Below are 24,324 nucleotides of genomic sequence, written 5' to 3' on the forward strand. Positions count from 1 at the left end.
GCGCGGTGCCGGCCGGCACCGCGCCTCCCGTCCTGGGGGACGTGCGGGAGTCCGCGCGACCGCTACAGTTCCCCTGTGACAGGGGGGACCGCGGAACGCGGAGCAGGGCCGACCGTCCAGCGCGCGGCCGCGCTGATCGACGCGGGACGGCCCGCCGATGCGCTCGCCGACCTCGCCGTCGTCGAACGGGACCAGGGCGCTTCGGTCGCCGGGCACCGCGTCCGGGCGCTGGCCCTCCTGGCGCTCGACCGACCGGACGAGGCCCAGGACGAGGCCCGACGCGCGGTCGGCCTCGCCCCCACCGACTCCGTCGCACTCCGGATCCTCTCGACGACCCTGATCCGCTCGGGCGACCAGACCGGAGCCGTCGCCGCCGCGCGCCGATCCGTCGAGGCCGATCCCGGGTCGTGGCTCGCACACCTCGCGGTGGCCGACGCCCTCTGGCTCGACGAACGGCGCCGGCCCGAGGCGCTCCGTGCGAGCTACGAGACCGTCCGGCTGGCGCCGCTCGAACCGATGGCGCACCGCAGGCACGGCGACCTGCTGCTCGCGGCGGGACGGCAGCGCGACGCCCAGGCCGCCTACCGACGCGGCCTCGAGCTCGCCCCGGAGGACCGCGGCGCACGGCACAACCTCGCGGTGTCGCGACTCCGACGGGGTCACGACGGCGAGTCCGCGCTCGCCTTCGCCGGGATCCTCGCGACGGACCCCACGAACGCACTCGCGCGACGGAACCTCGTCGTCGGCGTCCTCAACCCGCTCGCACGCATCCGGTTCGGACTCGGTGCCGGCGCCCTGATGACCGGCTTCCAGTACCTGGTCTCCCTCGACGCCCCGTCGGACGCCGGCCGCTGGTACACGATGCTCCCGCCGGTGATCGGACTCGCGCTCGTGGTGGTCGTCGTGCTCCGGTTCGCCGCCGAGACCCGGCCCCGAACGGGGTTCCTCGTGCGCGCGGCGCGACGGGCGGTGCCCGGGTGGACGACGACCGTCGCCGTCCTCGGGGCCGCGACGGCCGTCTCGGTCGCGGGGCTCTTCCTCCCGCCGGATGCGGCCGTGGTGGCACAGGGACTGGTGTTCGCCGGGGTCGTCGTCGCCTCGGTGCGCATCCGGAGCACGATGCGCGCGTTCCCGAAGACCACGCCCGTGCGGCAGGACGTCGACGAGGGACGGACCGACCGCGACGACGACGGCTGGGGGAACCCGTGGTGACCGACGACGGACGAGGAGTCCCGATGGACGACGACCCACTGATCGACGCGATCCGGCGAGCCGTGGTGGCCGCTCCGGAGGACGTCACGCTCCGGGTCCACCTCGGGCGCCTGCTCCTCGACGCGGGGCGCCGGGTCGAGGCCACGACCGAAGCGGCGGCAGCGGTCGCGGTCGCCCCCGACGACGCCGCGGCCCGGGCGCTCATGCTCGAGGCACTGCAACCCGACGCGACGGCCGGCCCCGCCGCGCCCGGACCGGACGACACCGCGACGGACGACGCCGGTCCCCCGCCCGCGAGCGGGTTCGACTGGCACGCCGCCGAGCAGCAGGTGGAGCACATCGTCGAACCGGCGTTCGTCGACGACGACGGCCCCGACCCGGACCCCGCGTCGGCGTTCTCCGTCGAGCGCGCCGGTGTCCGGTTCGCCGACGTCGGTGGCATGGAGACCGTGAAGCAGCGCCTGACCGCGGCGTTCCTCGCACCGCTCGCGAACCCCGAGCTACGCACCCTCTACGGCAAGAGCCTCCGCGGCGGCCTGCTCCTGTACGGGCCGCCCGGCTGTGGCAAGACCTTCATCGCCCGGGCCGTCGCGGGCGAACTCGGCGCACGGTTCATGAGCGTCTCGATCACCGAGGTGCTCGACCCCTACGTCGGCCAGAGCGAACGGAACATCGAGGCCGTGTTCCGCGCCGCCCGGGCTGCGTCGCCCTGCGTGGTGTTCTTCGACGAGGTCGACGCGCTCGGACAACGGCGCAGTCAGACCCGGAGCTCGCACGTCCGCGGGATGGTCAACCAGCTCCTCACCGAGCTGGACGGCATCGACGGCGGGAACGAGGGCGTGTTCGTCCTGGCTGCGACGAACCAGCCCTGGGACGTCGACCCCGCGCTCCGCCGACCCGGACGGCTCGACCGCACCGTGCTCGTGCTGCCACCGGACACCCCTGCGCGCGAGGCGGTCTTCCGCGGCCACCTGCGGGACCGACCCGTCGAGGGCATCGACGCCGCAGCGCTCGCGAAGCGCACCGAGGGGTTCTCGGGCGCGGACATCGCCTACGTCTGCGAGGTCGCCGCGGAACGGGCGCTCATGGACAGCGTCACGACCGGGTCGGTCCGGCTGATCGGCATGGCGGACCTGCTCGGTGCCCTCGGTGAGGTGCGCCCGTCCACCGGTGCCTGGCTGGACGCCGCGCGCAACGTCGTCCTCTTCGGCGAGGACGACGGGACGTACGCCGACCTGCGGGCCTGGCTCAAGCGGTCCAAGCGCTGACCGACGGACGGGAGGCGCGGTGCCAGCCGGCACCGCGCCTCCAGTCAGTCAACTGGTTGCGATCGCGAGCCGCGTCAGCGACCCAGGAACTTCTGCAGCGACGCGAGCTCTTCCTCGGTCGGCGCCTTGCCGCCCTTGCCGCCGCCGAGCCCGAGACCGGACCCCTTCGGCGCCTGCTGCGGCGCCGCGGCCGCACCCGCGGCGAGCGCCGCACGCTTCGCCGGGTTGCCGACCTTGGACTTCTTCTTGCCGCCCTGCTGCTGCTTCTTACCGCCGTGCATGCCGGGGATCGGCCCCATGCCGGGCATCTGCGGGACCCCACCGCGCGCGACGGTCTTCATCATCTTCGCGGCCTGCTCGAACCGGTTCACGAGGGCGTTGACCTCGGTCACGGTGGAGCCGGCACCCTTGGCGATGCGGAGGCGGCGGGAGCCGTTGAGGAGCTTCGGCAGCTCGCGCTCCTGCGGGGTCATCGACTGGATGATCGCCTCGGTGCGGACGATCTCGCGCTCGTCGAAGTTGTCGAGCGCCTCGCGCATGCCCTTGGCGCCGGGGAGCATGCCGAGCATGCCCTTGATCGAGCCGGCCTTGCGGAGCTGCTGCATCTGCTCGAGGAAGTCGTTGAGCGTGAACGAGTCGCTCGCGATCTTCTCGGCGACCTTGCGCGCTTCTTCCTCGTCGAAGGCACCCTGCGCCTGCTCGATGAGGGAGAGAATGTCGCCGAGGTCGAGGATGCGGCTCGCCATGCGGTCCGGGTGGAACGGCTCGAAGTCGTCGAGCCCCTCGCCCGTGGAGGCGAACATGATCGGACGGCCGGTCACGCTGGCGACCGACAGGGCCGCACCACCGCGGGCGTCGCCGTCGAGCTTCGAGAGGACGACGCCGGTGAAGTCGACGCCTTCCTGGAAGGCGCGGGCGGTGTTGACCGCGTCCTGACCGATCATCGCGTCGATGACGAAGAGGACCTCGTCGGGGTCGACGGCCTTGCGGATGTTCGCGGCCTGCTTCATGAGCTCGGCGTCGACGCCGAGACGACCGGCGGTGTCCACGATGACGGTGTCGTACTGCTGGTCGACCGCGGCCTTGATGGCGTTCTTCGCGACCTTGACCGGGTCGCCGACGCCGTTGCCGGGCTCCGGCGCGAAGACGTGCACGCCGGCCTGCTCGCCGACGACCTGCAGCTGCTGCACGGCGTTCGGACGCTGGAGGTCCGCCGCGACGAGCATCGGCGTGTGGCCGTCCTTCTTGAGCCACTTGCCGAGCTTGCCGGCGAGCGTGGTCTTGCCGGCGCCCTGGAGGCCCGCGAGCATGATGACCGTCGGGGGCCGCTTCGCGAACTCGAGACGCCGCTGCTGGCCGCCGAGGATGCCGACGAGTTCCTCGTTGACGATCTGGACGACCTGCTGCGCCGGGTTGAGCGCGCGGTTGACCTCGTCGGAGAGGGCGCGCTCGCGGACGGCTGCGGTGAACGCCTTGACGACCTCGAGCGCGACGTCGGCGTCGAGGAGCGCCCGCCGGATCTCGCGGACGGTGCCGTCGACGTCGGACGGAGTCAGCCGACCCTTGCTCCGCAGGTTGCGGAAGGTCTCGGTCAGCCGATCGGAGAGTGAACCGAATTGCGCCATGATCCGTCGATTCTACAAGGCCCCGCCCGGACGCTCTCGCCCGTTCACCGCAGGAGGACGCCCTCGGCCAGTTCCACCGTCGTGCCGAGCCCGAGATCGACCACCACCGGAGCCGACGACGGGGCCCGGTCGAGCGTCGGGAACCACTGCCGACCGGACGACACCAGGATGAGCAGCCCGTCGACGTCGCCGACGGGGGCGAAGTCGGGCCCCGCCGGGTCGGCGTAGGGGTCGAGTCCGTGCTGGCGGAGGGCCTCGACCGCCCCGGGGACGTCCGGGACGGCGATGCCGACCTCACTGACCGACACGAGCAGCGGGGCGAGCGGCGCGGGGTGCCCGTCGGCCCGCGCGGCGTGCCCGTCGGCCCGCGCGGCGTGCCCGTCGGCCGGCGCGGCCTGTCCGTCGGCCGCCACGGCGTCGCCGTCGGGGAGCTCCCGTCGCTCGATGAGCTCGAGCAGCTGCCGGTCGGGCCCCTCGAAGTACACCGACCGCGAGTCCCAGCCCGCCGGCCCCTCGAACTCGTCGACACCCTGCGCCCCGAGCACCGTCGCGACCTCGGCCACCCGGCGCTTCGCGTCCGCGAACGTCCCGGTCGGGATCGTGAACGCGAGGTGGTGCGCCCCGGTCATCCCGTCGAGCACCCGGAAGACGAGCTGCGACGACCCGACGGTGACCCGGACCGAGTCGTCGTCGGCGAGCACGGCGCACCCGAGTCGCTCGTAGAAGCGGACGGTGTCGTCGAGGGAGCGGGTGGCGAGCTGGACCTGGCGGATGTGCATGGCCCCACCCGACACCCTCAGCCGCGCTTCAGGTCAAGGCCCGGACTACTGTCCGACGCATGCACCTCCGGCAGATCGACCTCGGCGGCTGGGCCCGTGCCGCTGCCGTCGCACTGCTCTGCGGGTTCGCCGCCGCCGTGTTCGCGTCACGGTTCGCGATCCCGGTGTCGACCGTCGTGGCCGTCGGCATCGGCGCAGGGGTGCTCGTGACCGTCCTCGTCGTCGTCGCCTGGGCCACCATCGGCGGGTACGCGACCCAGCGGGCGCTGCGGGAGTGGGTTCGAGGGGGTCCGGAGCCGGTCGGCGTCCCCGCCCGACGGCGGGTCCGGTGGCTCGCGCACTTCATCGACCGGACCAGCTGGTTCGCGTGGCTCTCCGCGGTCCTGGCCGTCCTGTTCCTCGCGCTGGTCGTCCCGCAGCTGTTCGACGCGGCCGGCTGGCAGGAGGACGTGCTGGCGTTCTTCCCCGGGGTGCTGTGGGCGGGCATCGCGGTGCACGTCTTCGCGGTCGAACGACGCCACCTGCCACGGGCTCGTGCGCTGTACGAGGAGGAGCTCCGCACGGCAACGTGGCAGGACGTCCGCGTGCCGTGACCTCCGGAAACCCGTCGATGCCATTGTTGGACGGAGTACAGAAACTGTCGTAGCCTGGCGCGCATGCCGGAACTCGACATCGTGCGCCCGTCCGGGTTGCTGGACCACGCCGAGGGACTCGCGCTGCAGCGGGCCCTCCACGCCGACGTCGTCGCCGGCCGCTCTCCCGGGGCCGTCGTCCTGTGCGAGCACCCGTCCGTGTACACCGCCGGGCGCCGCACCGAACCGTCCGACCTGCCGACGGACGGCTCCCCCGTGGTCGACGTCGACCGCGGCGGGCGGATCACCTGGCACGGACCGGGGCAACTCGTCGCGTACCCGATCGTCCGGCTGGCCGAGCCGCTCGACGTCGTCGCCTGGGTGCGGGACCTCGAGCAGGTCATCGTCGACGCGGCGGCCGCCGTGGGTGTGCTCGCCGGGCGGGTCCCGGGACGCAGCGGTGCCTGGGTCCCCGGCCCGGCCGGTGCCCCGCACGCCAAGGTCGGCGCGATCGGCCTGCACGTCGCCGAGGGGGTGACGAGCCACGGCCTCGCGATCAACTGCACGAACAGCCTCGACGCCTACGCCGCGATCGTGCCGTGCGGGATCAGCGACGCGGGGGTGACGACCCTCAGCCGAGCAGCCGGTCGCACCGTGACGGTCGACGAGATCGTCCCCGTGGTGCTCGACCGCCTCCGCGCCGCCGCGCGGGGCATGCACTCCGGACACCGGATCAGCAGCGCCGCGGGCACGCCCGCCACCACGCCCGCACGACAGGAGACCCTCGTATGACCCTCGCCCCCGAAGGCCGCCGGATGCTCCGCGTCGAGGCCCGCAACGCCGAGACCCCGATCGAGACCAAGCCGGCGTGGATCAAGACCCGCGCCACCCAGGGCCCGGAGTTCCGCGAGCTGTCCGGCCTCGTGCGGAGCAAGCAGCTGCACACCGTCTGCCAGGAGGCCGGCTGCCCGAACATCTTCGAGTGCTGGGAGGACCGGGAGGCCACCTTCCTCATCGGCGGCTCGCAGTGCACGCGCCGCTGCGACTTCTGCCAGATCGACACCGGCAAGCCCGAGCCGCTCGACCGCGACGAGCCCCGCCGGGTCGCGGACTCCGTCGCCGAGATGGGCCTGAAGTACGCCACCGTCACCGGCGTCGCCCGCGACGACCTGCCCGACGGCGGCGCCTGGCTCTACGCGGAGACGATCCGCCAGATCCACGAGCACTCCCCCGGCACCGGTGTCGAGATCCTCGTGCCCGACTTCAACGGCCGCCCGGACCAGCTCGGGCAGGTGTTCGCCGCCCGCCCCGAGGTCTTCGCCCACAACGTCGAGACCGTGCCGCGCATCTTCAAGCGCATCCGCCCGGCGTTCACCTTCGAGCGCTCCCTCGACGTCATCACGCAGGGACGCGACGCGGGGCTCGTCACGAAGTCGAACCTGATCCTCGGCATGGGCGAAGAGCGCATCGAGATCGAGGACGCCCTGCAGCGGTTGTACGACGCCGGCACGGACATCATCACGCTGACGCAGTACCTCCGCCCGTCGCCGCGGCACCTGCCGGTCGCGCGGTGGGTCGCACCCGAGGAGTTCGTCGCCCTGCGCGAGGTGGCCGAGGAGATGGGCTTCGCCGGGGTCCTCGCCGGGCCGCTGGTCCGGTCGTCCTACCGGGCCGGGCGCCTCTGGGCGCGTGCCACGGTCGCCCGCGGCGGCACGGTGCCGGAGCACCTGTCGCACCTGCTCGACGCGACGCCGGGTCGCCAAGCCGTCTGAGCGGTGGGACCGGACGGACGACGGACGGGAGGCGCGGTGCCAGCTGGCACCGCGCCTCCCGTTCCGCGCATGCGTCCGTGACGGACGCGTCGGTCGCTACGCGCGACCGCGGATGCTCCTGAGCAGCCAGCCGATGACGGCCAGGATGATGAGGACGATCCCGACCCACAGCAGGAACTTCAGGGCACCGACGAAGATGCCGCTGAAGAGCAGGACGAGGCCGACGATGATCGCGATGATCAGCAGAGCGGGCATGTGAGGGCTCCTTCCGTGTACCTGGACGATCCCTGTACTGCGCAGACGGTACCCGGAATCACCCCACGAGGTTCTGCACGAACACGTGCGGGGTGAAACCGGTGAGGTCGTTGATGCCCTCGCCCTGGCCGATGAGCTTGATCGGGATACCCGTCTTCTCCTGCACGCTCAGCACGAACCCGGCCTTCGCCGAGCCGTCGAGCTTGGTGATGACGAGCCCGGTGACGCCCGCGCCCTCGATGAACGCCTGCGCCTGCGCGAGGCCGTTCTGGCCGGTCGTGGCGTCGAGCACGAGCAGGACCTCGGCGATCTCGGTCTGCTTCTCGACCACGCGCTTGATCTTGGTGAGCTCGTCCATCAGCCCGGCCTTGGTGTGCAGTCGGCCGGCGGTGTCGATGACGACGATCTCGGTGTTGTCCCTGATGGCCTTCTCGACCGTCTGGTACGCGACCGACGCCGGGTCCTGCCCGGGCTGGGCCGGTCGCACGACCTCGACGCCCGCTCGCTCCGCCCACGTCGCGACCTGCTCGACCGCGGCGGCGCGGAAGGTGTCCGCCGCACCGACGAGCACCGTGCGGTCGTACGTCTTGAGGAACTTCGCGAACTTGCCGATGGTCGTGGTCTTGCCGACGCCGTTCACCCCGACGACGAGCACGACCGCCGGCCGGTTGCTGAGCTTCAGCGTGGTGTCGAGCTTCGACAGCCGTTCCTCGAGCACCTCGCGCAGCATCCGCTGGAGGTCGGCGGGGTCCGTCGTGCCGTAGCGGTCGACGCGCGCGTGGAGGTCCTCGATGATCTCGTCGGCGATGTCCGGGCCGAAGTCCGCACCGATGAGCGCCGTCTCGAGGTCCTCCCACGTGGTCTCGTCGATCGTCTTGCGCTGGAACAGCCCGCGCAGCCGGGAGGACAGTGACCAGGAACTCGCCATGTTCCCAGCTTAGAGCGCGGCGCATGTGGGCTGCGCCCGGTACGCTCGGGGACACGAAGGGGAGTATTCCTCCTCGGTGTCCCCGTCAGTACGGTCCGGAACGATCCGGGCCCGGGGCGCCGGTCGTGATCAGCACCCAGTGCGGAGCGCGGCGGAAGAGACCTTCAGGCCTCGGCGTACCCACCACCTGGTTGCGCCATCGACCTGAAGGAAACCCGTGGACGTCCCACTCTTCGTCTGGCTCCTCACCATCGCAGGCATCCTCGCGCTGCTGGTGTTCGACTTCTTCTCGCACGTGCGCACCCCGCACGTCCCGCACATCAAGGAATCCGCGTTCTGGTCGGCGTTCTACGTCGGGCTCGCGATCCTCTTCGGTGTCGGCATCCTCGTCTTCGGCGGCGGACAGGCCGGCGGTGAGTACTTCGCCGGGTGGCTGACCGAGAAGGCACTGTCGGTCGACAACCTGTTCGTCTTCCTCATCATCATGACGAGCTTCGCCGTGCCGAAGGAGTTCCAGCAGAAGGTCCTGCTCGTCGGCGTCGCGATCGCCCTCGTCGCACGCGGCATCTTCATCGCCCTCGGCGTCACGATCATCGACAACTTCTCGTGGGTGTTCTACCTGTTCGGCGCGCTGCTCTTCTGGCTCGCCTGGTCGCAAGCCCGCAGCGGCAACGACCACGGTGGTGACGAGGGTGACTCCCGCCTGATCCGGATCCTCAAGCGCGTCATCCCGACCTCGGACCACTACGACGGCGACCGCCTCACCACGAAGGTCGACGGCAAGCGCCTCTTCACACCGATGCTGCTCGTGATGGTCGCGATCGGCCTCACCGACGTGCTCTTCGCGCTCGACTCGATCCCCGCGATCTTCGGGCTGACGCAGGACGCCTTCATCGTGTTCACCGCGAACGCGTTCTCGCTGCTCGGGCTCCGTCAGCTGTACTTCCTCATCGCCGGGCTGCTCGAACGCCTCATCTACCTCGGGCAGGGCCTCGCGGTCATCCTCGGGTTCATCGGCGTCAAGCTCGTCTTCCACGCCATGCACGTCAACGAGCTGCCGTTCATCAACGGCGGTGAGCACATCGAGTGGGCTCCGGAGATCCCGATCTGGTTCTCGCTGGGCTTCATCATGCTGACGATCGCGGTCGCCACGGTGGCGTCGCTCGTGGTGTCGAAGCGTCGCCAGGAGCGCGGGCTCACCCCGACGGGCGAGCCGAAGGAGGCCGTCGAGGCCGACGCGCACTAGTCGCGACCACACGACGGACGGGAGGCGCGGTGCCGGTTGGCACCGCGCCTCCCGTCCGTCGTGGGTCGCGGAGGCCGGCGGCGCGCCGAGACTCGGCCAGGCGGACAGTTTCGCGGCCGCGAGGGCACGAAACTGTCCGCGGAGCCGAGTCTCGGACTCGGGCCTACGCGACCGCCGGCTCCGGCTCCGGGGCCCGCTTCTGCACGCGCTGGCCGACGACGGCGGAGACGCCGTCCTGCCGCATCGAGACCCCGTACAGCGCGTCGGCGATCTCCATCGTGCGCTTCTGGTGCGTGATCACGATGAGCTGCGACGACGCCCGCAGCCGCTCGAACACCGTCAGCAGCCGCCCGAGGTTGGCGTCGTCGAGCGCCGCCTCGACCTCGTCCATGATGTAGAACGGCGACGGGCGGGCGGTGAAGATCGCCACGAGCAGCGCCACCGCGGCCAGGGACCGCTCGCCGCCGGACAGCAGGGTCAGCCGGTCGATCTTCTTGCCGGCGGGCTTCACCTGCACCTCGATGCCGGTGTTCAGCAGGTCGTCGGGGTTCGTCAGCGTGATCGACCCGGAGCCGCCGGGGAAGAGGATCGGGAAGATGACGTCGAACGCCTCCTTCGTGTCGTCGAACGCGGACTCGAAGATCGTCTGCATCTTCTGGTCGAGCTCGTCGATGATCGTCATGAGGTCGGTCCGGGTCTTCTGCAGGTCCTCGAGCTGCTCGGCGAGGAACGCGTGGCGCTGTTCGAGCGCCTGGAACTCCTCGAGCGCGAGCGGGTTGACCTTGCCGAGCTGGCCGAGGTCCCGCTCGGCCGCCTTGAGCCGTCGCTCCTGCTCGGCGCGCACGTACGGCACCGTCTCGACGTCGGCGGGGTCGACGTCCTCGGTGGCGTCGAACTCGGGCAGGGCGGGGCCGCCCGGGAGCGTCGACTCGGCGTCGACCAGTTCGACCAGGTCGTCGTCGGCGTCGGTGGTCGGGTCGGGGTCGGGGTCGGTGGTCGGGTCGGCGTCGGTCGGCGAGTCGTCGGACTGGAGGCGCGGCTCGGCCCCGTCCTCTTCTGTCGCCTCCTGCACGGCGCCGTCCAGGGCCGTCCCCGCCGCGGCGGCAGCGGCCGCGCGCTCGGCGTCGCGGTGCTTCCGGGCGAGGACCCGGGGGTCGATCAGGACGTCCACCGGCACCGGCACGTGCGGCCCGTACTCGGCGACGAGCACGGCCTCGACGAGCCCGAGCTCGCTCTGCGCCCGGTCGAGCACGCCGGACACGTGCAACTTCTTCTCGTAGATCTCCATCTCGAGCGAGTGCACGCCGTCGGTGATCGACTGGAGGCGGTCGCGGAGCTCGCGCTCCTCGTTCCGGATCGTCTGGAGCTCGGTGTTGCGCTTCGACCGCTCGGCCTCTTCGGTGGCGAGCTGCACGCGGGCCTCGGCGAGGGACCGGTCGACGGCACCGAGCAGCCCGGGCAGGTCGGCGAGCACGTCCTCGGCGACGGCGATCTGCCCACGGCGGATCACGGCGAGTCGTGCGGCCTCCGCCGCTGCGGCGCGTTCGGCCTCGAGCTGCCGCTCCAGCTGGTCGGCGCGGGTCCGCTCCGCACGGACACGCTCGCGGACGGTCTCGACCTGGATGCGCTGCTCGATCTCGGCGGCACGTGCGGCCTCGAGCGCGTCCTGCAGCCCGGGGCGCTCGGACGCGTCGACGACGGGGCGCGGACGGTCGGCGAACTCCTGGCGTGCGCGTTCCGCCTCGGCCAGGGCCGCCTCGGCAGCCTCGACGGCGCCGTCGGTCTCGGCGAGGGCCGCGCGCAGTCGCTCGACCTCGGCGGCGGCGTTCTCCACCTTCGCGCGGGTCGACGCGCTGGTCCGGTCGTACTCCGCCTTCGCCCGGGCGTGGGCGCGCGAGGCCGCGTCCGCGTCGTCCGCCGCGCGACGTGCGTCCTCGACGGCGGTACGGGCGGCCTGGAGGCGCGTGGCCGCGTCCTCGGCGTCGCGCGCGATCGCGTCGCGGCGGGTCACGGCGTCGTCGCGTTCCGCGACGAGTTCGATGCGCGAGGTCACGCGCTCCCCGCCGCCCGTCACGCGGACCGCACGGACGAGGTCACCGGACCGCGTCACCACCGTGGCCTGCGGGGCGGCGGTGAGCACCGCCTCCAGGTCGACCCCGTCGGTGTCCGCGACCAGCGCGTCCCGCAGGATCGCGGCGATCGCCGGCGGACCCTGCACGAGGTCGAGTGCGCGGCGGACCCCGGCCGGGAGCCGCTCGGGCAGTCCGGACGGCGGGGCGTCGGCGTCCGCGACCACGACGTCGATGCGTCCGATGTCCTCGGTGCGGGCGTGCGCGACGGCGTCGAGCGCGACGGACCGGTCGACGGCGAGGACGGCGTCGGCGAGCCCGTCGAGGGCGATCGCGATCGCCCCCTCGAACCCGGGCGTCACGCTGAGACGGTCCGCGAGGCGACCCACGATGCCGTCGCGCCCGGCCTCGATGAGCGCCTGCGAACCGTCACGGACGTCGATCGACATGCCGAGCGCGGCGACACGGGCGTCCAGGGCGTCCCGTTCGCGCTCGAGGGCGTGCAGGCGGTCACGGAGTTCGTCACGCGCCGCCTGGGCCGCTTCCTGCTGCTCGCGGGCGGTCTCGAGCGCGGCGGTCAGCGCGTCCTCGTCGATGCCCTCGGACGGGTCCGCGCCGAGTTCGGCGAGGGCCGCAGCCGCCCGTTCGGACCGCTCCCCCGCCTCGGCCAGCGCCCGCTCGCGCCGTTCCCGGTCGGCCACCGCGGAGCCGCGTTTCGACGTCGCCACGTCCACCGCGGACCCGAGGCGCTGGGCCTCGAGGTCGTGCTGCGAGACGAGGGCTGCCTGGGCGGCGATCCGTTCGTCGAGGGCGTCGAGCGCCGCACGGGCCGCCTGCACCCGCTGCGCCGCCACGGCCGTGCCGCCGGTCATCTCCGCCGCCTGCGCCTCGAGCCGGTCCGCTTCGTACCGGACGCCCTGCACCTGCTCCGGCGTGATCGTGGGGCCCTGCTGCGGTGCGTCGGCTTGCTGGGCGAGGAACATCAGGCGCTGGTTCGCCAGGCTCGACAGGCCGCGGAGCCGCTCCTGCACGCTCTCCAGCCGGTGCACCACCGTGCGGGCGCGGTCGACGTCGTCGCCGACCATGCTCTGCTCGACGTGCTGCTGGCGGGCACGGGTCTGGTCGAGCCGTTCCTGCAGCACGATGCGCTCGGACTTGCGGCCGGCCTCGACCTCCTGGTGCTCGTGGAGCTCGCGGCGCAGGCGGACGACGTCGTCGGCGAGGATGCGGGCCTTGGCGTCACGGGCGACCGCGGCGACCGACTGGGCCTTGCGCGCGACCTCGGCCTGGCGTCCGAGGGGCTTCAGCTGGCGGCGGATCTCCCCCGCGAGGTCGGACAGGCGCGTCAGGTTCGTCTGCATCGCGTCGAGCTTGCGGAGGGTCTTCTCCTTGCGCCGACGGTGCTTCAGGATGCCCGCGGCCTCCTCGATGAAGCCACGGCGGTCCTCGGGCGTCGCGTGCAGGACCTTGTCGAGCTGGCCCTGGCCGACGATGACGTGCATCTCACGGCCGAGGCCGGTGTCGCTCAGGAGCTCCTGGACGTCGAGCAGACGGCAGTTCTCGCCGTTGATCGCGTACTCGCTGCCGCCGTTGCGGAAGAGCGTGCGGGAGATCGTGACCTCGGAGTACTCGATCGGCAGCAGGCCGTCGGCGTTGTCGATCGTCAGCAGCACCTGCGCACGGCCGAGCGGACCGCGCGTCGAGGTGCCCGCGAAGATGACGTCCTCCATCTTGCCGCCACGGAGGGTCTTCGCCCCCTGCTCCCCCATCACCCAGGCGAGGGCGTCCACGACGTTGGACTTGCCGGAGCCGTTCGGGCCGACGATGCACGTGACGCCCGGTTCGAACGCGAACGTCGTCGGCTGCGCGAAGGACTTGAACCCCTTGATGGTCAGGCTCTTCAAGTACATGCGGTCTCCGGATGCTCTGGTTGGGCGTCAGGCTAACGCGTACGACGGCGTGGGCGTGGTTGGCACACGGGGCAGATGTGGCTCGATCGGTTCATGAAGGCCTCACGCACGATCGTGGTGCCGCACCGGGGGCACGGCTTCCCCTGCTGCCCGTACACGTGCAACCGCTGCGAGAAGTACCCGGACTGCCCGTTCACGTTGACGTACTGCGCGTCGAAGCTCGTGCCGCCGTCCTCCAGCGCACGGCCGAGGACGTGCCGCACCTCGGCCAGGAGGCCGTGCAGGTCGGCGCGGGTCAGCCGCTCGGCCGGGCGGTCGTAGTGCAGCCTGGCCGCCCAGAGGGACTCGTCGGCGTAGATGTTCCCGATGCCGCTCACGACGCCCTGGTCGAGCAGGACGCGCTTGATGCCGCTCGAGCGCTTCCGGGCGGCGGCGATGAAGCGATCGTCGTCGAACGCGGGGTCGAGCGGGTCGCGGGCGATGTGCGACACCTGCTTCGGGATGCTCCGGCGCCACACGGCGTCGGGATCGACCTCGTCGACGTGTCCGGCGGAACCGGCCGGCGCCCCGTCGATCGTCGGGACCATCTCGTCGATCGCCATCGAGCCGAACGTGCGCTGGTCGACGAACTCGAGCTCGACCGGGGGCTCCGGGGAGCCGTCGCGGTCGGTGCCGGTGGGCTGGACGTCGAGGAGGATCCGTCGGTGCTTCGCCGCCTCGCGCCCACGGCCGAGCAGGATCTGACCGCTCATGCCGAGGTGGGCCACGAGGGCCTCGGGTCGGTCGCCCTCGTACTCGGGCTGCAGGGGCATCCAGAGGAACTTGCCACGACGGACCGCGGCGGCGATGGTGCGACCGGTCAGGCGGTCGGCGAAGTCCTCGGCCGGACCGTCGTGCCGGGTCAGTGCCCGGTCGTCGACGACGTCCACGTGCAGGACCCGCGCGCCGCTGACGGCGGGTTCGAGGCCGGCGCGGACGACCTCGACCTCGGGCAGTTCGGGCACGCGGTCAGGCCGCCCGGCCGGAGAGCTGCGTCCACGCCTGGAGCGCCGCTGCCATCTCGGCGGTCTTCTTGCTCGACCCGGTGCCGGTGGAGACGTCCTCGCCCTGGAGCACGACCGTGGCGTGGAAGGTCTTGTCGTGGTCGGGACCGGCCTCGGTCACGCGGTACGACGGGTTGCCGAGCGACAGGCTCGACGCGAGTTCCTGCAGGCTCGTCTTCGGGTCCATCGCAGCGCCGAAGCGGTCCGGGTCGATGAGGAGCGGTTCGACCAGCCGGAGCACCAGCGCGGTCGCCGGGTCGGGGCCGGCGGAGAGGTAGGTCGCGCCGATCACGGCCTCGACCGTGTCGGCGAGGATCGACGACTTGTCGCGGCCGCCGGTCTGCTCTTCACCCTTGCCGAGCCGGAGGTACTGTCCGAGCCCGATCATGCGGGCGATCTCGGCGAGGGCGACCGTCGACACCAGGCTCGCGCGCCGCTTGGCGAGGTCGCCTTCGTCGAGGTCGGGGAAGGACCGGTAGAGCTTCACGGTCACGGCCTGGCCGAGGATCGAGTCCCCGAGGAACTCGAGGCGTTCGTTGTGCCCGATGCCACCGTGCTCGTACGCGTACGAGCGGTGGGTCAGGGCGAGCTGCAGGAGCTCGAGGTCGATGTCGGCCCCGAGGATGCCCTGCAGACGAACGACGTCCGGCCCCACGGGGCGGGACCCCGTGGCGCCGGACGTCGCTGTCATGCGTGTGGTCCGATCAGACGTCGGCGACCTTGCGGCCCTTGTACTCCATGTACAGGGGCGTGCCGGCGGAGTCCTCGACGACCTTCGCGCGGTGCGGGAGGCTGTAGGTGACCTTGCCGTTCTCGATCGTCTTCACGAGCTGGACCGGCGCGGCCTTCCACTGCGAACGACGGGCGTGCGTGTTGGCACGGGACTGCTTGCGCTTGGGAACGGCCATGGTGGTTCTCTTTCGGTTGGTCGGTGGTCAGTGGCGAGGGGCGGCGGTCAGTCGGCCTGGTCGGCGTCGGACCGCTCCTGACCCTCGGTGGTCTGGGGCGTGGTCGTGCTGGCTGCGTCGGTGTCCTCGCCGCCGCTCGTCGCGTCGTCGAGGGTGATGCCGCTCAGCGCAGCCCACCGCGGGTCCAGGACCTCGTGAGCACGCTGCTCGCCGATGTCGGCCAGTCGCTCGCCCGTCACCGGGTCGAGGCCTGGGCAGTCCGGTCGGCAGACCGGCTGGAACGGCAGCGCCAGCACCACCGCATCTCGAACGACCTGTTCACAATCCACGTGGTCATCGTGAACGAAGAAGTCGAAATCCTCCGAGGCATCATACGCGAACAGCTCGGCGAAATCGACCTCGACGGGCTCGCTGATGTCGATGAGGCACCGGGAGCACTCGCCCTCGGCCTCGGCGCTGGCGTGCCCGGAGACGAGGACGCCCTCGTGCAGGCCCTCGAGCCGGAGGTCGATGTGCATCTCGGCGCCTTCGCGGACGGAGATGACACCCGCTCCCATCGCATCCGGCACCGCGATGTCGAGCGAGTGCTCGCGCATCTCGCCCGGCCGGTGCGCGAGGTCGCGCACGCGCAGGGCGTAGGGGCTGTTCACGTGGGAAGACACGATCGACAAGCCTACATCGCTCGGGCCTGCGAGTCGAGGCGGGGGCGGGCGTGTCCGGTTCCGTGCGTCCGGCGCTCAGCGCCCGGTGTGCTCGTGGAGGGCCGCCGCGACCACCTGCGGCACGTACGGGGTCACGTCGCCGCCGAGGGACGCCACCTGACGGATGAGCGAGCTCGACACGTGGGCGCGGGCGGCCTCGGGCAGCAGGAACACCGTCTCGACGTCGGCGAGGTGGCGGTTCATGATCGCCATCGGGGTCTCGTACGCGACGTCCTCGCCGGATCGGACGCCCTTGACGAGGACCTTCGCACCGACCTGCCGGCAGTAGTCGACGAGCAACCCCGAGGTCCACTCCCCGACCCGGACGTTGTCGGACACGCCCGTCTCGACGAGCGACTCCTCGATGAGGCGGACACGGTCGACCGCGTCGAACATCGCGGGCCGCTTGTCAGGGTTGTGCACGACGAGCACGTGCACCTCGTCGAAGAGCCCCGCCGCACGCCCGATCACGTCGAGGTGCCCGAGGGTCACGGGATCGAAGGAACCGGGGACCACCGCGATCTGCGCCATGCCAGCGACGATACCGGCGTTCAGTTCTTGCCGAGGAACGCGGCGTCGGACTCGTCGAGCCGCCGGGCCAGGGCTTCGCGGAGCGCGGGGTGCCCGTCGAGCTGCGGATCGGGCTCCAGCACGCGCTCGGCTTCCTCGCGCGCGTCGACGATGAGGTCGGCGTGCTCCACGACGCGCAGGAGGTTGAGCGACGACCGCCCGCCCGACTGCCGTTCGCCCAGCACGTCGCCCTCGCGCCGGAGCTCGAGGTCGACCCGCGCGAGCTCGAACCCGTCGTCGGACGCCGACACCGCGTCGACCCGTTCCCGCGAGGTCGTCTCGGCCTCGGCCGCGGTCACGAGCAGGCACACGCCGGCGTACTGGCCGCGGCCGATGCGCCCGCGGAGCTGGTGGAGCTGCGAGACGCCGAACCGGTCGGCGTCGAGCACGGCCATCATCGAGGCGTTCGGCACGTCGACGCCGACCTCGATCACGGTCGTGGCCACGAGCACGTCGACCGTTCCGGCCGCGAAGGAGGTCATCACGCGGTCCTTCTCGTCCGCCGTCATGCGGCCGTGCAGGACCTCGATCCGGCGGTCGGCGAGGACCGGCATCGTCCGCATCCGTTCCGCCGTGGCGAGCACGGTGGCCGGGGCGCGCTTCGGGGCGTCGTCGTTCGCCGGGTCGGGCTCGCCGTCGTCTTCCGTGTGGGCGTCGTCGATCGCCGGGCACACCACGAAGGCCTGTCGGCCGTCGGCGAGTTCCTCGGCCATGCGGGTCCAGATGCGGGACTCCCAGCCCGGGTGCTCGGCGAGCGGGACCGTGAAGGTCTCGACGCCGGCGCGGCCGGAGGGCAGCCCGGTGATCGTCGAGACGTCGAGGTCGCCGAACACCGTCATCGCCACCGTGCGCGGGATGGGCGTCGCGGTGAGGACGAGCACGTGCGGCGGTGTGGCCCCCTTCGTGCGGAGGGCCTCGCGCTGTTCGACCCCGAAGCGGTGCTGCTCGTCCACCACGACGAGGCCGAGCTCGGCGAAGTCGACCCGGTCGCCGAGGAGCGCGTGCGTGCCGACCACGAGCCGCGAGCTGCCGGACGCCGCCGCGAGCAGGGCCCGCCGCCGTTCGTCCGTCGACTGCGACCCCGTGAGGATCACCGGCCGGAGCTCGGCCGCGAGGTCGGGGCCGAGGAACTTCACGATCGACCGGAGGTGCTGCGCCGCGAGGACCTCGGTCGGGGCGATGAGCGCCGACTGCCCGCCGGACTCGGCCACGGTGAGCATCGCCCGGATCGCCACGAGGGTCTTGCCGGAGCCGACCTCGCCCTGTACGAGGCGGTGCATCGGCCAGTCCGCCGCCAAGTCGTGGGCGATCTCGGCGCCGACCGACCGCTGGTCGTCCGTGAGCGTGAACGGCAGCGTGGCGTCGAAGCGTTCGAGGATCCCGCCGGGCACGGCGGAGCGCGGCGTGGCGGCGGTGGCGCGCGCGGCGATCCGGCGCTGCACGAGGGCGGTCTGGAGCACGAACGCCTCGCGGTAGCGGAGGGCGTCCTGCGCGCGCTTGAAGTCCGCGACCTTCTCGGGACGGTGCAGGAGTTCGAGGGCCTTGCGGAACGGCACGAGGTCGAGCCGGGTCCGCACCCGGGCGGGGATCGGGTCCGGGACGTCGGGCAGCGTGTCGAGCACGATCGCCATCGACTTGGCGATCTGCCACGAGGTCAGCGTCGACGTCGCCGGGTAGATCGGGATCGGCTGGCGGGAGAAGCGGATGGCTTCCTCGGACTCGGGGTCCGCCGTCGCCCGGGGGTCGTCGCGGTCGAACAGCTCGTAGTCGGGGTGGGCGAGCTGCCGTGCGCCGCGGTAGTCGCCGACCTTGCCGGAGAAGATGCCGCGGGCACCGGGCACGAGGTCCTTCGTCCGCCAGCCCTGATTGAAGAACGTCAGGGTGAGCAGCCCCTTGCCGTCGCCGATCTTGGCTTCGAGGATCGAGCCGCGGCGCGCACGCATCGTCCGTTCGCGGACGTCGACGACCTCGGCCACGATCGTCACCGACTCGCCGATCGCGAGGGAGTCGAGCGCGGTCAGGGCACCGCGTTCGGCGTAGCGCCGGGGTGCGTGCTCGAGGAACTCGCCGACCGTGCGGTACCCGAACGCCTTCTCGATCGCGCTCGCCGTCCGTCCGCCGAGGACGGTCGACAACCGCGCGTCGAGCGGTGCGGGGCCGAGGTCCGGCACCGCCGGCTCGGTTGTCGTTCCGGTCGTGACCACACGTCAACGGTACCCGGCGGCACCGACGCGATCCGCGCCTCCTGGACCGCCTGTGGAGAACGCCTGGAGCACCCGGCGGCCCGCTACGGTGGCTGCATGACCCGCATCATCGCCGGCGCCGCCGGCTCCACGACGCTCCGGGTGCCGAAGTCCGGCACCCGGCCGACGAGCGACCGGGTGCGCGAGGCGCTGTTCTCGTCGCTCGAGGCACGCGGGCTCGTCGACGACACCTCCGTCGCGGACCTGTACGCCGGCACGGGCGCCCTCGGGCTCGAGGCGGCGTCCCGCGGTGCGGTCGAGGTCGTGCTCGTCGACCGTGCGTCGGCGGCGGCGCAGGCCTGCCGGGCGAACGCGAAGGCCGTGCAGCAGCGGGTTCCCGGCGTGCGGATCGACGTGCAGCCGCAGCCGGTGCTCGGGTACCTGCGCGGCACCGTCCGGACGTTCGACCTGGTGTTCATCGACCCGCCGTACGACGTCACCGAGCACGAGCTGGCCGAGGTGCTCGAGACGCTCGTGCCCCGGCTCACGGCGGCCGCGGTGGTGGTCGTGGAGCGGAGCAAGCGCTCCCCCGAGCCGACGTGGCCCGCGGGGCTCGAGCCGTTCAGCAAGCGGAGCTACGGCGAGACCGTCGCGTGGGAGGCCGTGGTCGCCGCCGCCTGACGCCGCGCCCGCGCCCGCTGACGCCGCGCCCGCGCCCGCGAACCGGTCAGCCGGCCGCGCCGTCCCAGTCGGCGTAGGGGTCCCAGCCGGTCGTCGGCACGGGCACTCCCCCGCGCACGAGGTCCGCGTCGCCCCGGTCGAGCACGACGCCGATGCGACGGAACCCCCCGGGCAGCGGGACACCGGGCGGGAACGCGGCGAGCAGCCCGTGGTCCTCACCGCCGTGCAGCGCCACCTCGTCGATGACGGGCCCGCTGCCGGAGGCCTCGTCGAGCGCCAGTGTCACCCGGCTGGCCCGGGCGAGCCGTCCGGCGTCGATCGCCAGCCCGTCGGAGAGGTCGAGCATCGCCGTCGCCCCCGCGGACGCCGCGCGTGGCCCGTCCGCGATCGGCGGGACCGGGCGCCGCTGTCGTCCGACGTCGGGGTCCGTGTCCGCGCCGCTCGCCACGACCGCCTCGCGCGAGGGTTCGCCGTCGGCGTCCACACCCTCGCGGAAGAGCCGCGTCAACCCGCGCGCCGCCGGTCCGAGCTCCCCCGAGACGGCGAGGACGTCCCCGGGTCGGGCACCCGAGCGGACGACGGGTGCACGGCCCTCGAGGTCGCCGAACGCCGTCACCGACACCGTGAACGCCGACGACGTGGAGAGGTCCCCGCCGACGACGCCGCAGCCGGGCGCCAGGGCGTCGACCGCCAGGCGCACCCCGTCCGCGAAGGACTCGAGCACCGCCACGGGGGTGTCCTGCGGTGCCGCCAGGGCGATCACGAGGCCGGTCGGCACCGCACCCATCGCGGCGACGTCGGACAGGTTCGTCGCCGCGGCCTTCCACCCGACGTCCTCGGGTGCGGACCAGGCCCAGCGGAAGTCCGGCCCGTGCACCATCATGTCCGTGGTCACCACGAACCGGCCGTCCGGTGCCGCCACGACCGCGCAGTCGTCGCCGGGGCCGAGCAGCGGCGCTCCGGCGGGCAACCGGCGCACGATGCGGTCGAGGACGACGAGTTCGCCGAGCTCCCCCACGGTCGGTCCGGCCCAGGCGTCGTACGTCGCGTCCACACGAGAACGGTAGCCTGGACGTCGATGGACACCGCGCGCCGCCCCACCCGGAAGACCGCGATCGTGGGCGTCGTGATCGCCGTCGCGGCCGGTCTGACCGGCTGCACGAACGCCGTCGCGATGTCCCCGGCGCCCTCCGCCGACGCCGCCGCGTGCGCAGCCGTGCAGGTCCGGCTGCCGGCAGCGGTCGACTCGAAGTTCGACCTGCGGAACACGAACGCCCAGTCGACGGCGGCGTGGGGCGACCCCGAGGTGGCCCTGTACCACTGCGGCGTGGCCGTCCCGACGGTCTCCGACCTGCCGTGCTTCTCGCTCGGTGACGTCGACTGGATCCGGGACGACCGTGGCGGGCAGATCGTCTACACGACCTTCGGGCGGTCGCCGGCGGTCCAGCTCGTCATCGACGCGACGAAGACCACGAACCAGGTCGTGCAGGACGTCACCGACGCGGTGTCGACTCTCCCGAAGGACGGGCACCAGTGCCTGGACCCGTCCGACGTCGACCAGTAGGCCCGGGTCAGCGGACGGCGGCGCGCCCCAGCTCGATGAGCTCGCGGACGAGCTCGCCGTAGGACACGCCCGACGCCGCCCAGCAACGCGGGTACATCGACAGCGGCGTGAACCCCGGCATCGTGTTGACCTCGTTCACGACGAAGCCGTCGTCGGTCAGGAAGCAGTCGACGCGGGCGAGCCCGGAGCCGCCGATCGCCTCGAACGCCCGAGCGCCGATCGACCGGATCTCGTCGGTCTGTGCCTCGGTGAGCGGGGCCGGGCAGAGCAGCGACTCGTCACCGCCGAGGTACTTCGACGCGAAGTCGTAGAAGGCGTCCTCGGCGACGACGATCTCGCCCGGCAGGCTCGTGCGCGGGACGCCGTCACGACCCTCGAGCACCGCGACCTCGACCTCGCGCCCGATCACCCGCGGCTCGACGATGACCTTGGAGTCGTGCTCGAACGCCAGGTCCATCGCGGCACCGAGCTCGTCGGGGCCGTCCACGCGGGACACCCCCATGCTGGAGCCCGCACGTGCCGGCTTCACGAAGAGCGGCCACCCGTGCGCGGCGATCGCCTCGGCGACGTCGACCGGGTCGGCCGACCACTCGCGACGGAGCACGGTCGTCCACGGCGCGACCCGGAGCCCGGCGTGCTCGAGGACCGCCTTGGCGACGTGCTTGTCCATGGCCAGGGCGCTCGCGAGCACCCCGTCGCCGACGTACGGCAGACCGGCGATCTCGAGGAGCCCCTGGACGGTGCCGTCCTCGCCGAACGGGCCGTGCAGGATCGGGAAGACGATGTCGACCGCGATCGTCGTGACGGAGCCGTCCGGGTGCGAGACCACGAGCTCGTTCGTCGCCGGCGACGTCGGGAACGCCACGCGGGTGCCGTTGTCGGGCACCGTCGGGAGCGTGCCGTCACGCAGCGCCCACTGCGCAGGGTCGTCGGACTGGAGCGTGAACGCCCCGTCCTTCGTGATGCCGATCGGCACGAGGTCGTACTCGGCACGGTCGACGACGTCCATGATCCCGCCGGCGGTCACGCAGCTGATCTCGTGCTCGCTCGAACGGCCGCCGAACAGCACGGCGACGGTCGTCGGTGGCACGGGTGCGATCGTGGGCATGGCAGTCCTCTTGCTGGTCGGGGTCGGACCGGTCACTCGCCCTGGGGTTCGTCGGTCTCGGTGAGGTGCGGCGCGATGTTGCGCGGATCGAGCCTACCGGCGAGCACCTCGGCGACCTGCCCCACGATGGGCATGTCGACGCCGTTCGCCGCGGCGAGCTCGAGGATCGGCGCGACCGAGGCGAGCCCCTCGGCGGTCTGGTTCATCTGGCGCACGACCTCGTCGAACCGGTACCCCTGGCCGAGCAGCCGCCCCGCGGTGTTGTTCCGGGAGAGCGGTGACTGGCACGTGGCGATGAGGTCGCCGAGACCGGCGAGCCCGGACAGCGTCGAGGGCTGCGCGCCGAGCGACACCGCGAAGTCGGTCATCTCGGCGAGCCCGCGCGTGATGATCGACGCCTTCGTGTTCTCGCCGTAGCCGACGCCGTCGACGATGCCGATCGCCACGGCGATGAGGTTCTTCAGCACGCCGCCGAACTCGGTGCCGATGACGTCGGTGTTGATGAACGACCGGAAGTACGGGTTCGTGGCGACGGCGGCCACCGCGCTGGCGGTCTCGGCCGACGACGAGGACACGACGGCCGCGGTGGGCTGCCGACGGGCGATCTCCAGCGCCAGGTTCGGGCCGCTCGCGACGGCGATGCGGTCCTGGTCGATGCCGAGACCCTGGAGCAGGACCTCGCTCATCCGCAGACCGGTCGCCTTCTCGACGCCCTTCATCAGGCTCACCACGGGCACCCCCGGCGCGAGCAGCGGCGCGATCGCGTCGAGGTTCGACCGCAGGGTCTGCGACGGCACCGACACGTACACCTGCTGGGCGCCGTCGAGCACGGCGGACAGCGACGTCGAGGCGGTCAGGGTGCGCGGGAGGTTGATGCCGGGCAGGTACTCCGAGTTGCGCTTGGTCTCGGTGATCTCGCGCGCGACCTCGGGACGACGTGCCCACACGACCGTGTCGGCACCGCCCTCGGCGAGGACCTTGGCGAACGTGGTCCCCCAGCTGCCGGCACCGATGACGGCGACGCGCGGCTTGTCGGTCGACTGCATGACCACGCGGATCGCGGCGGTGTCCACCGCTCCGGGGGCTGCGACCGCGGGGTCCGGGTGGTCATCGTGCGGGCGGAGGCCCGATCGCTGCTCACTCAAACCGGCCGGTCTCCTTCTGGTTGTTCGCCGCCGGGTCCCAGCGGGTCGGGGGTGCCTGCTGCCCGCGGAGCTCCTCGAGCAGCGCGGTGATGTGCCGCATGAGCAGCTCGGTCGCCTCGACGAGCGCCTGCTGGTCGATCGGCTTGCCGCGGTACGCCGACAGGTCGACGGGGTCGCCGACGATGACGTCCACACGCGACGGCGGGATGAGCCGGAGCTTCTTGCCGTACCGCGCCATGATGTTCTGCGTGCCCCAGTGGGCCATCGGGATGAGCGGCACGTCGTTCTCGAGCGCGATCCGCACCGCGCCGGTCTTGCCGCGCATCGGCCACAGGTCCGGGTCGCGGGTGAGCGTGCCCTCGGGGTAGACGATGATGGCGCCGCCCTGCTCGATGAGCGACCGGCCGCCACCGAGCGGGTCGCTCAGCCGGGTACGGCCGGAACGCTCCACGGGGATCTGGCCCATGCCGGACATGATCTTGCCGAAGACCGGGACCTTGAAGAGGGACGCCTTCGCGAGGAACCGCGGCGCCCGTCGGGACAGCCAGACCGCCGTGCCGACGACGAGCGGGTCGATGTTCGTGAAGTGGTTCGGTGCGAGCACGAACGCGCCCTCGGCCGGCAACCGGTTCGGTCCGTGCCAGTGGTAGCGCGCGGAGAAGCGGAAGGTCGGGATGACCACGGTCGCGAGGATCCGGAAGGCCGTGTTCAGCTCGCCGCGGCGCCACCGGCGCCCAGGGACGGGCATGCCGGTGGTGACCTGCGAGGCGGAGGCGCGCCGCGCC

General features: G+C 72.3%; 23 protein-coding genes. 8 read left to right on the forward strand and 15 right to left on the reverse strand.

Annotated elements, in window-relative coordinates; translation table 11 throughout:
- The first annotated feature begins 75 nt into the window (after positions 1 to 75).
- Together BJK06_RS01415 and BJK06_RS01420 are read left to right on the forward strand one after the other, a co-directional pair.
- Positions 76 to 1,212 (forward strand): tetratricopeptide repeat protein, encoded by a 1,137-nt coding sequence (locus BJK06_RS01415; protein ID WP_070416408.1) that lies wholly within the window; start codon positions 76 to 78, stop codon positions 1,210 to 1,212.
- A gap of 23 nt (positions 1,213 to 1,235) precedes the next feature.
- Positions 1,236 to 2,480 (forward strand): 26S protease regulatory subunit, encoded by a 1,245-nt coding sequence (locus tag BJK06_RS01420; protein WP_070416409.1) that lies wholly within the window; start codon positions 1,236 to 1,238, stop codon positions 2,478 to 2,480.
- A 74-nt stretch (positions 2,481 to 2,554) separates the two neighbouring features.
- On the opposite strand, the gene ffh is transcribed toward BJK06_RS01420, so the two are convergent.
- Both ffh and BJK06_RS01430 read right to left on the reverse strand, forming a co-directional pair.
- Positions 2,555 to 4,105, reverse strand: coding sequence for a signal recognition particle protein (gene ffh, locus BJK06_RS01425; protein ID WP_022905829.1), 1,551 nt, complete (start codon positions 4,103 to 4,105; stop codon positions 2,555 to 2,557).
- A 44-nt stretch (positions 4,106 to 4,149) separates the two neighbouring features.
- Entirely contained in the window at positions 4,150 to 4,884 is a 735-nt protein-coding gene (locus tag BJK06_RS01430; RefSeq protein ID WP_070416410.1) for a VOC family protein, read from the reverse strand.
- 59 nt (positions 4,885 to 4,943) lie between these two features.
- Here BJK06_RS01430 and BJK06_RS01435 point away from each other — a divergent pair, with 59 nt between their 5' ends.
- The 3 genes from BJK06_RS01435 to lipA all read left to right on the forward strand — a co-directional run bounded on the left by BJK06_RS01435 (position 4,944) and on the right by lipA (position 7,228).
- The gene (locus BJK06_RS01435) at positions 4,944 to 5,477 is read left to right on the forward strand and encodes a hypothetical protein (protein ID WP_070416411.1); all 534 of its coding nucleotides are present in this window, start codon (positions 4,944 to 4,946) and stop codon (positions 5,475 to 5,477) included.
- A gap of 63 nt (positions 5,478 to 5,540) precedes the next feature.
- Complete coding sequence (gene lipB, locus BJK06_RS01440; RefSeq protein WP_070416412.1) at positions 5,541 to 6,248, forward strand: lipoyl(octanoyl) transferase LipB; 708 nt, start codon at positions 5,541 to 5,543, stop codon at positions 6,246 to 6,248.
- Positions 6,245 to 7,228, forward strand: coding sequence for a lipoyl synthase (lipA, locus tag BJK06_RS01445; RefSeq protein WP_070416413.1), 984 nt, complete (start codon positions 6,245 to 6,247; stop codon positions 7,226 to 7,228). Before lipB ends, lipA begins: the two co-directional genes overlap by 4 nt.
- 96 nt (positions 7,229 to 7,324) lie before the next feature.
- Here the strand turns inward: lipA and BJK06_RS18755 are convergent, their stop codons facing one another.
- Together BJK06_RS18755 and ftsY are read right to left on the reverse strand one after the other, a co-directional pair.
- Positions 7,325 to 7,483: a DUF4175 domain-containing protein gene (locus BJK06_RS18755; protein WP_139199230.1), complete on the reverse strand. Its 159-nt coding sequence runs from the start codon at positions 7,481 to 7,483 to the stop codon at positions 7,325 to 7,327.
- Positions 7,484 to 7,541: 58 nt separating this feature from the next.
- On the reverse strand, positions 7,542 to 8,411 hold the full coding sequence (gene ftsY, locus BJK06_RS01450) for a signal recognition particle-docking protein FtsY (protein WP_070416414.1): 870 nt from the start codon (positions 8,409 to 8,411) through the stop codon (positions 7,542 to 7,544).
- A gap of 217 nt (positions 8,412 to 8,628) precedes the next feature.
- On the opposite strand from ftsY, the gene BJK06_RS01455 reads away from it, so the two are divergent.
- Complete coding sequence (locus tag BJK06_RS01455) at positions 8,629 to 9,657, forward strand: TerC family protein (protein ID WP_070416415.1); 1,029 nt, start codon at positions 8,629 to 8,631, stop codon at positions 9,655 to 9,657.
- 163 nt (positions 9,658 to 9,820) lie between these two features.
- Here BJK06_RS01455 and BJK06_RS01460 read toward each other — a convergent pair whose 3' ends face one another.
- The 7 genes from BJK06_RS01460 to BJK06_RS01490 form a co-directional block, all read right to left on the reverse strand.
- Positions 9,821 to 13,636: a chromosome segregation SMC family protein gene (locus BJK06_RS01460; protein ID WP_070416416.1), complete on the reverse strand. Its 3,816-nt coding sequence runs from the start codon at positions 13,634 to 13,636 to the stop codon at positions 9,821 to 9,823.
- 32 nt (positions 13,637 to 13,668) lie between these two features.
- Positions 13,669 to 14,640 carry a bifunctional DNA-formamidopyrimidine glycosylase/DNA-(apurinic or apyrimidinic site) lyase gene (mutM, locus tag BJK06_RS01465; RefSeq protein WP_070416417.1) on the reverse strand — a complete coding sequence of 324 codons (972 nt, stop codon included), beginning with the start codon at positions 14,638 to 14,640 and terminating at the stop codon, positions 13,669 to 13,671.
- Positions 14,641 to 14,644: 4 nt separating this feature from the next.
- The gene (gene rnc / locus BJK06_RS01470) at positions 14,645 to 15,370 is read right to left on the reverse strand and encodes a ribonuclease III (RefSeq protein WP_229086630.1); all 726 of its coding nucleotides are present in this window, start codon (positions 15,368 to 15,370) and stop codon (positions 14,645 to 14,647) included.
- A gap of 13 nt (positions 15,371 to 15,383) precedes the next feature.
- Positions 15,384 to 15,587, reverse strand: coding sequence for a 50S ribosomal protein L32 (gene rpmF, locus BJK06_RS01475; protein WP_022905230.1), 204 nt, complete (start codon positions 15,585 to 15,587; stop codon positions 15,384 to 15,386).
- A gap of 47 nt (positions 15,588 to 15,634) precedes the next feature.
- Complete coding sequence (locus tag BJK06_RS01480) at positions 15,635 to 16,237, reverse strand: DUF177 domain-containing protein (protein WP_070416418.1); 603 nt, start codon at positions 16,235 to 16,237, stop codon at positions 15,635 to 15,637.
- Between the two features lie 87 nt (positions 16,238 to 16,324).
- Positions 16,325 to 16,819, reverse strand: a complete 495-nt coding sequence (gene coaD, locus BJK06_RS01485) for a pantetheine-phosphate adenylyltransferase (protein ID WP_070416419.1) — start codon at positions 16,817 to 16,819, stop codon at positions 16,325 to 16,327.
- Between the two features lie 20 nt (positions 16,820 to 16,839).
- Positions 16,840 to 19,029, reverse strand: a complete 2,190-nt coding sequence (locus tag BJK06_RS01490) for an ATP-dependent DNA helicase RecG (RefSeq protein WP_070419106.1) — start codon at positions 19,027 to 19,029, stop codon at positions 16,840 to 16,842.
- A 129-nt stretch (positions 19,030 to 19,158) separates the two neighbouring features.
- Between BJK06_RS01490 and BJK06_RS01495 the strand changes: the two genes are divergently transcribed.
- Positions 19,159 to 19,722: an RsmD family RNA methyltransferase gene (locus BJK06_RS01495; protein ID WP_070416420.1), complete on the forward strand. Its 564-nt coding sequence runs from the start codon at positions 19,159 to 19,161 to the stop codon at positions 19,720 to 19,722.
- A 46-nt stretch (positions 19,723 to 19,768) separates the two neighbouring features.
- On the opposite strand, the gene thiL is transcribed toward BJK06_RS01495, so the two are convergent.
- Positions 19,769 to 20,776: a thiamine-phosphate kinase gene (gene thiL / locus BJK06_RS01500; protein WP_070416421.1), complete on the reverse strand. Its 1,008-nt coding sequence runs from the start codon at positions 20,774 to 20,776 to the stop codon at positions 19,769 to 19,771.
- Between the two features lie 24 nt (positions 20,777 to 20,800).
- On the opposite strand from thiL, the gene BJK06_RS01505 reads away from it, so the two are divergent.
- Entirely contained in the window at positions 20,801 to 21,286 is a 486-nt protein-coding gene (locus BJK06_RS01505; protein WP_070416422.1) for a DUF3515 family protein, read from the forward strand.
- 7 nt (positions 21,287 to 21,293) lie between these two features.
- Here BJK06_RS01505 and BJK06_RS01510 read toward each other — a convergent pair whose 3' ends face one another.
- The 3 genes from BJK06_RS01510 to BJK06_RS01520 all read right to left on the reverse strand — a co-directional run bounded on the left by BJK06_RS01510 (position 21,294) and on the right by BJK06_RS01520 (position 24,287).
- On the reverse strand, positions 21,294 to 22,394 hold the full coding sequence (locus BJK06_RS01510) for a D-alanine--D-alanine ligase family protein (RefSeq protein ID WP_070416423.1): 1,101 nt from the start codon (positions 22,392 to 22,394) through the stop codon (positions 21,294 to 21,296).
- 32 nt (positions 22,395 to 22,426) lie between these two features.
- Positions 22,427 to 23,440 carry an NAD(P)H-dependent glycerol-3-phosphate dehydrogenase gene (locus BJK06_RS01515; RefSeq protein ID WP_070419107.1) on the reverse strand — a complete coding sequence of 338 codons (1,014 nt, stop codon included), beginning with the start codon at positions 23,438 to 23,440 and terminating at the stop codon, positions 22,427 to 22,429.
- Positions 23,441 to 23,531: 91 nt separating this feature from the next.
- The gene (locus BJK06_RS01520; protein ID WP_070416424.1) at positions 23,532 to 24,287 is read right to left on the reverse strand and encodes a 1-acyl-sn-glycerol-3-phosphate acyltransferase; all 756 of its coding nucleotides are present in this window, start codon (positions 24,285 to 24,287) and stop codon (positions 23,532 to 23,534) included.
- Positions 24,288 to 24,324: the final 37 nt, after the last annotated feature.

Origin of the sequence: Curtobacterium sp. BH-2-1-1 (genome assembly GCF_001806325.1) — a bacterium.
Lineage (GTDB): Bacteria > Actinomycetota > Actinomycetes > Actinomycetales > Microbacteriaceae > Curtobacterium.